The 473-nt window shown below is 61.9% G+C and carries 2 protein-coding genes; both read right to left on the minus strand.

Annotation, left to right across the window (positions count from 1 at the left end; genetic code table 11):
- Positions 1 to 257 (minus strand): hypothetical protein (locus AC2JF9_RS08860; RefSeq protein WP_500727028.1); only part of this gene is annotated, 257 nt, incomplete at its 3' end.
- Positions 254 to 473 (minus strand): hypothetical protein (locus AC2JF9_RS08865; RefSeq protein ID WP_500727031.1); only part of this gene is annotated, 220 nt, incomplete at its 5' end. The genes AC2JF9_RS08865 and AC2JF9_RS08860, both read right to left, overlap by 4 nt.

Genomic DNA, 473 nt, shown 5'->3' on the forward strand with positions numbered 1-473 from the left:
GATCCAAGCGGATCGATCTCGCCCTTGAAGAAGTCCGAGAACTCCTCGAGGTAGAAATCGCCTTCGGGCGCCGTGTTCACGAAAGGCCGCGGCACGCCGTTCCAGCCGCGCGCGGTCGCCGACCACCAGGTGCCCACAAAGCTGTCGGTTTCCTTGCGGTCCGCCACGCGTCCGCCAATGCCAAGCTTCCTGAAGAAACCGCTGCCCAGATCGAAGCTCGCATCCAGATGGAATGCGTGGGCGTGCCCCTCGTTCACCGTGTCAAGCCAGTTGAAGCGAGAAAGCCCGGCATCGGCCGGATCGGTTGAGAGCGGCTGGTCGAAGCTGAACTCGGCCGGTCGCCGGTCAGGTCGGCATTGGTCCGGATGATCTGAGGAATAACCGTGGTGCCAAGGCTGTATTTGCCGGAGGTCGATTTCGCCTCGACATATTGGTAGCTGCCGCGCAACTCCCAGCCCTCGCCTGCATAATTG

The organism is Lactobacillus sp. C449L, from assembly GCF_059900815.1.